Below are 9,278 nucleotides of genomic sequence, written 5' to 3'. Positions count from 1 at the left end.
CGGCGGCCTCGCGCTCGGCGCGGCGCTGCGCCTCCTCGACGGCGCGACGGCGCTCCTCCTCCTCGCGACGCTTGGCGTCGACGAGGGCGGCCATGCGGGCGCTCTGCTCCTGATCGCTCAGGGTGCGCAGCACGACGCCGGAACGCGCGGCGGCCGGGCGCTCCTGGCGCGACCCGCCCGGACGGCCCTGCCCCTGGGGAGCGGAGCGCGCTTGGCTCGGCGCCGCTTCCTTCGGCGCAGCCGGGGCCGGCGCGCCGCCGACGCGACGTTTCACCGTCTCGACCACGACCGACTTCGAGCGGCCATGGGAGAAGCTCTGGCGCACCGTCCCCTGCTCGACCGGACGCTTCATCGACAGCGTCTTCGAGGGGCCGGTATGCAACGTCTTGTCGCCCGGATTTTTCGTCTCACTCATTCAGTTCAGACCCTGGGGGTTCTCGTCCGTCCCGGGACCCGGCCTCCCGGCGGCCGCCTCCCATCGTATTCCCGGGAGCGCACCCGCCGACCGGGCCGATCCCATTCGATTCACTCAACCACCGGCCTCCGGGGGGCCGGTCCGCGACGATGTTCCACCATCCTGGACAGCGTCCGGGAGCGCCGCGTCGGGGCCCTGAGGCTCCGTTCCGGCGGTTCCCAGCGTCGCCGCCTCGCCGCGGAAGACGTGGAGCCGACGCCAACGCGCGAGCAAGCCGGCAGTGCCAGCTCCCGCGACGAGGGCAGCATGTATCACATGATCCCGGCCCAAGGCCATGTCCAATTCTTCACCGGACAGGTCGTCGATGACCGGGATGCCCGATATGGCATCGCCGTAGCGCCTTCGCAATGCCTGGGCGAGCTTTCGGCGCCCGTCGGGACTCGCGTCGCTGGCATGCACCAGGGCGGCGACCCCGGACGGGCTCTCGACGGCGCTCTCCACCTTGGTGAAGCCGGTGACGACGCAGCCCGCCTTGTTGGCGAGGGAGAAGGCCTGGCGCAGGTCGTCGCGCAGGGACGCCTCGATCACATCCGTGAGATCGGGCGCGACGAGCGCGCCCTTCTGCCGGAAGGCGCGCTGGAACAGGCGCTTCTTCACCGCCTCCGCCACCGCCGCCCGGGTCGCCGTGACCCACGCGCCGCGGCCGGGGAGCCGGGCGCGCAGGTCCGGCACCACCGTGCTGTCGGGACCGAGGGCGAAGCGGATCATCCGCTCGGGGTTGCCGGCCTCGCGCGTGACCAGGCAGGTGCGCTCCGCGTTGGCGCGGCCGCGCCCGGCGCCGGCGTCGAGGACGTCCGGCGGCAGCGCGTCCGCATCCTGGGGCTCGTCCTGCATGGGGCTCATCCCGCGTCCCGCCCGCCTCAGGTCGGCTGGCCCTCGGCGGTCGCGGCGGCGCCCTCCTCGACCGGCACCGCCTCGTGCTCCTCACCCTCGGCGTGCTCGGCCTCGGACTCCTCGCCCTCGTCACCCTCCTGCGCCTCCTCCGGCGGGGGCGCCTCGACCCAGCCGGCATGGACGCGCGCGGCCATGATCATCGCCTCGGCCTCGGCGCGGGAGAGCTCGAACCCGTCGAGGTAGCCGGCGTGGCGCACCGCCTCGGGGCCGCGGCCTTCGGTGTAGCCGACGAGGTCGTCGGTGGCGCAGCCGGCGAGGTCCTCGACGGTCTTCACGTCGTTCTCGCCGAGCGCCACCATCATCGGGGTGGTGATGCCGTCGATCTCGCGCAGCTCGTCGGCGACGCCGAGCTCAATGCGGCGGGCGTCGTTCTCGGCCTCGATGCGGTTGAGGTAGTCGACGGCGCGGGCCTGGATCTCGGCGCCGGTCTCCTCGTCGAGGCCTTGGATGTTGGCGAGCTCGGACGGCTCGACGTAGGCGATCTCCTCGACCGAGCGGAAGCCCTCCGCCGCCAGCAGCTGGCCCACGGTCTCGTCGACGTCGAGGGCCTGCATGAAGGCGTTGGTGCGCTCGACGAACTCCTTCTGCCGGCGCTCGGACTCCTCGGCCTCGGTCAGGATATCGATATCCCAGCCGGTGAGCTGGGAGGCGAGCCGCACGTTCTGGCCGCGCCGGCCGATGGCGAGGGAGAGCTGGTCGTCCGGCACCACCACCTCGATGCGGTCGGCCTCCTCGTCGAGCACCACCTTGACCACCTCGGCCGGCTGCAGCGCGTTGACGATGAAGGTCGCCTGGTCCTGCGACCACGGGATGATGTCGATCTTCTCGCCCTGCAGCTCGCCGACGACCGCCTGGACGCGGGAGCCACGCATGCCGACGCAGGCGCCGACCGGGTCGATCGAGGAATCGCGCGAGATCACCGCGATCTTGGCGCGCGAGCCGGGATCGCGGGCCACCGCCTTCACCTCGACGATGCCGTCGTAGATCTCCGGCACTTCCTGGCCGAAGAGCTTGGCCATGAACTGCGGGTGCGAGCGCGAGAGGAAGATCTGCGGCCCGCGCACCTCGCGGCGGACGTCGAACAGGTAGGCGCGGATGCGGTCGCCGGGGCGGAAGGTCTCGCGCGGGATCGACTCGTCGCGGCGCACGATGCCCTCGCCGCGGCCGAGGTCGACGATGACGTTGCCGTACTCGACGCGCTTGACGAGGCCGTTCACGACCTCGCCGATGCGGTCCTTGTACTCCTCATACTGGCGGTCGCGCTCGGCGTCGCGGACCTTCTGGACGATCACCTGCTTGGCCGACTGGGCGGCGACGCGGCCGAAATCGAACGGCGGCAGGGTGTCGGAGATCACGTCGCCGACCTGGGCGGCCGGGTTGTGGCGGCGGGCGGAGTCGAGGTCGATCTCGCGGGCGTCGTTCTCGACCTCGTCGACCACCAGGAGGTGGCGCGACAGGCGCAGCGCCCCAGTGCGGGGGTCGATCTCGGCGTGCACGTCAGTCTCGGCGCCGTAGCGCGAGCGGGCGGCCTTGGCGATCGCCTCCTCCATGGCGCCGATCACGATGGCGCGGTCGATCACCTTCTCGCGGGCGACCGCATCGGCGATCTGGAGGAGTTCGAGCCTGTTGGCGCTGACGACGGCCATCGGTTCAATCCTTCCTTGGCTGGTCTCTCGGATGTGGGTGGGCTGGCGCTCAGTGGGTGACGGGCGGGGCGGCGCCCTCGTCCTCGTCATCCTCCTCGTCGTCCTGCGGCGGGGCCGAGCCGCGCCGCAGGGATTCGCGCACCAGGGCGTCGGTGAGGACGAGGTGGGCCTCGCCGATGTCGCGCAAGGGGAGGTCGTAGGCGGAGGGGGTGCCCTCCTTGGCGTCAGGCAGCTCGATGCGGACCGTCTCGCCCTCCGGCGCCCGGATGATGCCGCGGAAGCGCTTGCGGCCGTCCAGCGGCGTCGCCAGCTCGACCTTGGCCTCGTAGCCGGCCCAGCGGGCGAAGTCGCCCGCCCGCACCAGCGGCCGGTCGATGCCCGGCGAAGAGATCTCGAGGTAGTAGGCGCCGCCGATCGGGTCGTCGACGTCGAGGATCGGCGAGATCGTGCGGCTCACGGTCTCGCAATCGTCCACCGTCATGGTGCCGTCCGGCCGTTCGGCCATGATCTGCACCGTGCAGCCGTTCTGGCCGGTGACGCGCACCCGCACGAGGCGGAAGCCGAGGCCCTCGATCGACGGCTCGATGATCTGCGCCACCCGGGCGGCGACGCCGGTCTCGGTGATGAGCCGCTTCTCGGCCGGGTGTTGGTCTGGAGCGTCGGTCATGGGGTCGAAAGCCGTGGCGCGGTCCCGTGGGAGGAGGCAATCTGGCGTTCGGCTCGCGCCCGGGGAGGCGTTGCGGCAATAAAAAAGAGCGGGCCCCGAGGGACCCACTCCCGCACCGCAGCCTCATCAGCCACGAACAGAACTGTTGTCGCGGAGATAATCCCGGAACGCGCGAAATGCAAGGTGGTCGGCGCTTATCGCAGGGAGCCGGCCGAAGGCTCACGAGGTGAGTAGCACGGCGAGGCAGCCGGCGCGCGCTTCCGACCCTCGCAACGGACCTCGCATCCGCCCCCGATGACTGGGCGCTGGGCGCTTGCTATCATACCTGCCCCGAGGATCGGACGATGACGACACCGACATCCGTCGCGGAACTCGTGCCCGCCACGGGCGAGTATCCCGCGCTGAAGACGCTCCTGGAGCGGATCGAGGCCGTCTACGCTCCGGAGGACGTGCTGCTGTTCGGCAGCCGCGCGAGGGGAACGGCGAGTCCGGACAGCGACTGGGACATTCTCGTGGTTCTGCCCGACGACGCCGACGAGCGCCTGCTCGACCCGCTGCTCGGCTACGAGACGCACAAAGGGTCGGGGGTCTATGCGGACGTGCTGTGCTCCCTCAAGAGCGAGTTCCTGTCGGACCTGACTGTCGCGAATTCGAGGACGCGGGACATCGCCGGGCACGCCGTGCGTGTCTTCAGCCGCTAGTCTTCACATCGCCAACCATCTCAGGCTCGCGGACCGCGACCTGAAGGATGCGATCATCCTGCACAACTGCAAGAGCAGGAACGACGCCTACCATCTGGAACAGGCCGCAGAGAAACTCCTCCTCGCCCTGCTCACCTCGGAAGGCGAGCACGTCCAGATCAAGGACGTCCACATCCTCGACCGTCTCGCCGACAGGTTCCCGAGGAACATCCCCTCCGGACCGCGATGCAGGGGCTTGGCTATCTCAGGACCTACGCCACCGCATTCCGGTACCCGAAGACCGGCGGCAGGTTGCCTGCGGCGATACCCAGCGAGAAGTTCGATCTTGCCTCGGATGTCCTCCGCCGCCTGATCGATGCCAGTGCGCAGCATTTCCCGGTCGACCTGGATGCCGGGGACGATGTGCCTGCGGGGAAGACGGACCCCATGCGCCGCAAGTCCGAGTCTCGGTCGCTCACGATTCTCAAGTCATGATGACAGGGCGGGCCGTCGAGCCCGTCATCATTGTCATGAGCATCCTCTATGCTGCCGGCCTCACACCGACAGCCACCGCCGCACCTGCGCCTCCACCATCCCCGAGCGCGGGCCCGCCTCCACCACCTGGCCGCGGTCCATCACCGCGTAGGAATCGCACAGGTCGCGGGCCCACTCGAAGTACTGCTCGACCAGCACGATCGCCATGTCGCCCTTGCCCCGCAGGTAGTCGATCGCCCGGCCGATATCCTTGATGATCGAGGGCTGGATGCCCTCGGTCGGCTCGTCGAGGACGAGGACGCGGGGGCGCGTCACCAGGGCGCGGCCGATGGCGAGCTGCTGCTGCTGGCCGCCCGAGAGGTCGCCGCCGCGGCGCCCCAGCATGTCCTTGAGCACCGGGAAGAGGTCGTAGATCTCACCCGGCACGTAGCGGTCGGCGCGCTTCACGGGCGCGAAGCCGGTCTCGAGGTTCTCCTTGACGGTCAGCAGCGGGAAGATCTCGCGCCCTTGCGGCACGAAGGCGATGCCCTGGCGGGCGCGGTCGTAGGGGGCGAGCCGGCTGATGTCGCGCCCGTCGAGCTTGACCGCGCCCTTCGAGACCGGCTGCTGGCCGACGATGGCGCGCATCAGCGAGGTCTTGCCGACGCCGTTGCGGCCGAGCACCGCGGTGACCTTGCCGAGTTCGGCCTGGAGCGAAACGCCGCGCAGGGCCTGGGCCGCGCCGTAATGGAGATCGATGGTCTCGACGGAGAGCATGTCCAAGAAGATCCTCAGCGTCCGAGATAGACCTCGACCACCCGCGGGTCGGCCGAGACGGAATCGATCGAGCCCTCGGCCAGCACCGCGCCCTCGTGCAGGCAGGTGACGCGGCACTGGAGCGCGCGCACGAAGTGCATGTCGTGCTCGACCACGATCACCGCGTGGTCCCGGGCGATGCGGCGCAAGAGCGTCGCGGTCGCCTCGGTCTCGGCGTCGGTCATGCCGGCGACCGGCTCGTCGACGAGGAGGAGCTTGGGATCCTGCGCGAGCAGCATGCCGATCTCGAGCCACTGCTTCTGGCCGTGCGAGAGGTCGGCGGCCGGGCGTGCCCGATGGGCGACGAGGCCTGTCGTCTCGAGGATCGCGTCGATGCGCTCCCGCTCGACCCGGTTGCGCCAGCCGAACAGCGAGGCGGTCGCCGCCCGGGGGCCTTTCAGCGCCAGCAGGATGTTGTCGGCGACGGTGTGGCTCTCGAACACCGTCGGCTTCTGGAACTTGCGGCCGATGCCGAGCTCGGCGATCGCCGCCTCGTCCATGCGGGTCAGGTCGTGCAGGCCGTCGAAGATCACCTGGCCGGTATCCGGCCGGGTCTTGCCGGTGATGCAGTCCATCATCGTGGTCTTGCCGGCACCGTTCGGGCCGATGATGGCCCGCATCTCGCCCGGCATCAGGGTCAGGGACAGGCCGCGCAACGCCCGGTAGCCGTCGAACGTGACCTTGATGTCGTCGACGTAGAGCAGGGCCTGGGTGAGGCGCTTCTCGTGGACCGGGTCGGAGGTGGGCAGGGCGATCGCCGCGCTCATGATCCGCGGCCCTCCTCGGCCAGAGCAGGTGGGATCTCGCCCGGCTTCGGGCCGGGCAGGCGGGCCTTGGCGCGACGGGAGCCGAGCCGCTCGGTCAGAGTGCCGAGGATGCCCTTGGGCAGGAACAGGGTGACGACGACGAACAGGGCGCCGAGGGCGAACAGCCAGGCATCCGGCATCGCGCCGGTGAGCAGGGTCTTGGCGTAGTTGACCAGCACCGCGCCGAGCGCCGCGCCGACGAGCGTGCCGCGGCCGCCGACCGCGACCCAGATCACCGCCTCGATCGAGTTGGCGGGGGCGAACTCGGACGGGTTGATGATGCCGACCTGCGGCACGTAGAGGGCGCCGGCAACCCCCGCCATCATCGCCGAGACCGTGAAGGCCAGAACCTTGTAGTGCGCGGTCCGGTAGCCGAGGAAGCGGGTGCGCGATTCGGCGTCGCGGATCGCGATCAGCACCTTGCCGAAGGCCGAGGTCGTCATAAACCGGGCGACGAGGTAGGCGAGCCCGAGCGCGAGCGCCGTCAGGACGAACAGCGCGACACGGGTCCCTTGCGCCTGCACGTTGAAGCCGAGGATGTCCTTGAAGTCGGTCAGCCCGTTGTTGCCGCCCAGCCCCATGTCGTTGCGGAAGAAGGCGAGCATCAGCGCGAAGGTCATCGCCTGGGTGATGATCGACAGGTAGACGCCGGTGACCCGCGAACGGAAGGCGAGCCAGCCGAACACGAAGGCGAGGATGCCGGGCACCAGCAGCACCATCACGGCGGCGAAGGGAAACCAATCGAAGCCGTGCCAGTACCAGGGCAGCTCCTTGTAGTTCAGGAACACCATGAAGTCGGGCAGGATCGGGTTGCCGTAGACGCCCCGCGGCCCGATCTGGCGCATCAGGTACATGCCCATCGCGTAGCCGCCGAGCGCGAAGAACGCGCCGTGGCCGAGCGAGAGGATGCCGCAATAGCCCCAGACGAGGTCGAGGCTGAGCGCCAGGATCGCGTAGGCGAGGTACTTGCCCATCAGCGAGACGGCGTAGGTCGGCACGTGGAGCGCGGAGCCCGGCGCGGTGAGGAGGTTGAGGCCCGGCACGACGATGCAGGCCAGGGCCAGGACGCCGAGGAAGATCCAGCCGGGCTTGTCGATGCGGGAGAGGAGCATGGTCAGGCCTCCACCGCCCGGCCCTTGAGCGCGAACAGGCCGCGCGGCCGCTTCTGGATGAACAGGATGATGAACACGAGGAGCAGGATCTTGCCGAGCACCGCGCCCGCGTAGGGCTCGAGGAACTTGTTGGCGACGCCGAGGGTGAGGGCCGCCACCAGCGTGCCCCACAGATTGCCGACGCCGCCGAACACCACGACCAGGAACGAGTCGATGATGTAGCCCTGGCCGAGATTGGGCGAGACGTTGTCGATCTGCGAGAGCGCGACGCCGGCGACGCCGGCGATGCCGGAGCCCAGGCCGAACGTGAAGGCATCGATCCAGGGCGTGCGGATGCCCATGGCGGCGGCCATGCGGCGGTTCTGGGTGACGGCGCGGGTCTTCAGGCCGAAGGAGGTCGCCTTTAGGATCAGGTTGAGGGTGAGGAAGACCGCGAGCGCGAACACCACGATCCACAGCCGGCCCCAGGTGATCGAGAGGCCGAACAGGTCGAAGGCGCCGGACATGTAGGAGGGCGCGCCGACCTCGCGGTTGGTCGGGCCAAAGACCGAGCGCACCGCCTGCTGCAGGATCAGGCTGATGCCCCAGGTGGCGAGCAGCGTCTCGAGCGGCCGGCCGTAGAGGTGGCGGATGACGCTGCGCTCGATCAGCACGCCGACGGCGCCGGCGGTGAGGAAGGCGAGCGGGATCGCGATCGGCAGTGACCAGTCGAACAGGCCGGGGGCCTTCTGGCGGATCAGCTCCTGCACCAGGTAGGTGGTGTAGGCACCGAGCATCACCATCTCGCCGTGGGCCATGTTGATGATGCCCATTACCCCGAATGTGATGGCGAGCCCGATGGCGGCGAGCAGCAGCACCGAGCCGAGGGAGACGCCGTACCAGGCGTTCTGCACGTTCGCCATCAGCGCCTGGCGGCTCTCGATCGCCGACACGCCGCGGGCGGCGGCGTCTCGCACCCCTTGCGAGGCGTCGCCCGAGAGGCCGCGCAGGATGGCCAGCGCCTCCGAATCACCCCGGGCCTGGATGGTGTCGACGGCGGCCAGCCGCTCGATCTCAGGGCTGCCGGGCTTCGCCAGCAGCGCGGCGGCGCGGGCCTCCTGCAGGCTGCGCTTCACGCCCGCGTCGGACTCGCGGGCGAGCGCCGCGTCGAGGGCCGGGAGCGCGGCGGCGTCGCGGGCCTTGAACACCGCGTCGGCGGCGGTCCGGCGCGTGGCCGGATCGGGGGCGAGGAGGTTCAGGGTGCCGAGGGCCGCGTCGACGGCGCGCCGGACGCGGTTGTTGACCCGCACGGGCTTGAGGCCGTCCGGGCTCATCGCCGCGCCGGTACGCGCGTCGGTGACGGCGGCGCCGTCCTTGATGGCGAGCGCCTTGTCGTCCGGGCGGTAGAGCAGGCGGTTGTCGGTCAGCGCGCGCAGCACCGGCCCGGCCTTGGGATCGCCGCTGGTGGCAAGGCCTGCAATGCCGGCCTCGATGTCGGAGTAGCTGTCGCTGGCGAGCCGCGCATAGGCGGCATCAGGCCCGGTCTGCGCGGCGGCAGGCAGGGCCCAGATGGCGCACCAGGCGATGAGGAGAAGGACGAGGCGGCGGTGCATTCAGGACTGTCCGGAGAAGGTTGTCCTCTTCCTCGCGGAAGAGGCCGTGGAGGTGGCGGCACCTTTTGGATTCAGGCACCGACCCCTTTCCCGGACGACTGCAGCGTCAGCGGAAG

The 9,278-nt window shown here is 70.1% G+C and carries 10 protein-coding genes and 1 pseudogene; 2 read left to right on the top strand and 9 right to left on the bottom strand.

Features of this window, described 5'->3' with window-relative positions; translation table 11 throughout:
* The 4 genes and pseudogenes from VQ02_RS20770 to rimP form a co-directional block, all read right to left on the bottom strand.
* On the bottom strand, positions 1–415 hold a 415-nt coding region (locus tag VQ02_RS20770), incomplete at its 3' end, for a translation initiation factor IF-2 associated domain-containing protein (RefSeq protein ID WP_048446117.1).
* A gap of 114 nt (positions 416–529) precedes the next feature.
* The gene (locus tag VQ02_RS20765; protein ID WP_048446116.1) at positions 530–1,309 is read right to left on the bottom strand and encodes an RNA-binding protein; all 780 of its coding nucleotides are present in this window, start codon (positions 1,307–1,309) and stop codon (positions 530–532) included.
* 26 nt (positions 1,310–1,335) lie between these two features.
* Positions 1,336–3,015 carry a transcription termination factor NusA gene (gene nusA / locus VQ02_RS20760; protein ID WP_048446115.1) on the bottom strand — a complete coding sequence of 560 codons (1,680 nt, stop codon included), beginning with the start codon at positions 3,013–3,015 and terminating at the stop codon, positions 1,336–1,338.
* 70 nt (positions 3,016–3,085) lie between these two features.
* Positions 3,086–3,682: pseudogene (gene rimP / locus VQ02_RS20755) on the bottom strand (ribosome maturation factor RimP); the annotation flags it as partial.
* A gap of 344 nt (positions 3,683–4,026) precedes the next feature.
* On the opposite strand from rimP, the gene VQ02_RS34845 reads away from it, so the two are divergent.
* A complete protein-coding gene (locus VQ02_RS34845) occupies positions 4,027–4,383 on the top strand; it encodes a nucleotidyltransferase domain-containing protein (protein WP_053080476.1) in 357 nt (118 codons plus the stop codon).
* On the opposite strand, the gene VQ02_RS38310 is transcribed toward VQ02_RS34845, so the two are convergent.
* Complete coding sequence (locus tag VQ02_RS38310; protein ID WP_048446113.1) at positions 4,373–4,555, bottom strand: hypothetical protein; 183 nt, start codon at positions 4,553–4,555, stop codon at positions 4,373–4,375. The two genes, VQ02_RS34845 and VQ02_RS38310, sit on opposite strands and share 11 nt — an antisense overlap.
* A 53-nt stretch (positions 4,556–4,608) precedes the next feature.
* Here VQ02_RS38310 and VQ02_RS38305 point away from each other — a divergent pair, with 53 nt between their 5' ends.
* The gene (locus VQ02_RS38305; RefSeq protein WP_048446112.1) at positions 4,609–4,857 is read left to right on the top strand and encodes a hypothetical protein; all 249 of its coding nucleotides are present in this window, start codon (positions 4,609–4,611) and stop codon (positions 4,855–4,857) included.
* Between the two features lie 60 nt (positions 4,858–4,917).
* Here the strand turns inward: VQ02_RS38305 and urtE are convergent, their stop codons facing one another.
* From urtE to urtB, 4 genes are read right to left on the bottom strand one after another with little or no spacing between them, the layout of a single operon-like run.
* Positions 4,918–5,613: an urea ABC transporter ATP-binding subunit UrtE gene (gene urtE, locus VQ02_RS20735; protein ID WP_048446111.1), complete on the bottom strand. Its 696-nt coding sequence runs from the start codon at positions 5,611–5,613 to the stop codon at positions 4,918–4,920.
* 14 nt (positions 5,614–5,627) lie between these two features.
* Complete coding sequence (urtD, locus tag VQ02_RS20730; protein WP_083469341.1) at positions 5,628–6,419, bottom strand: urea ABC transporter ATP-binding protein UrtD; 792 nt, start codon at positions 6,417–6,419, stop codon at positions 5,628–5,630.
* Positions 6,416–7,570: an urea ABC transporter permease subunit UrtC gene (gene urtC, locus VQ02_RS20725; protein ID WP_048446110.1), complete on the bottom strand. Its 1,155-nt coding sequence runs from the start codon at positions 7,568–7,570 to the stop codon at positions 6,416–6,418. Before urtC ends, urtD begins: the two co-directional genes overlap by 4 nt.
* 2 nt (positions 7,571–7,572) lie before the next feature.
* The gene (gene urtB / locus VQ02_RS20720; RefSeq protein WP_048446109.1) at positions 7,573–9,162 is read right to left on the bottom strand and encodes an urea ABC transporter permease subunit UrtB; all 1,590 of its coding nucleotides are present in this window, start codon (positions 9,160–9,162) and stop codon (positions 7,573–7,575) included.
* Positions 9,163–9,278: the final 116 nt, after the last annotated feature.

The sequence above is a fragment of the Methylobacterium variabile genome, from assembly GCF_001043975.1.
Lineage (GTDB): Bacteria > Pseudomonadota > Alphaproteobacteria > Rhizobiales > Beijerinckiaceae > Methylobacterium > Methylobacterium variabile.
The sequence above is the reverse complement of the archived record's forward strand: the minus strand, read 5'-3'. Positions and strand labels throughout refer to the sequence as shown.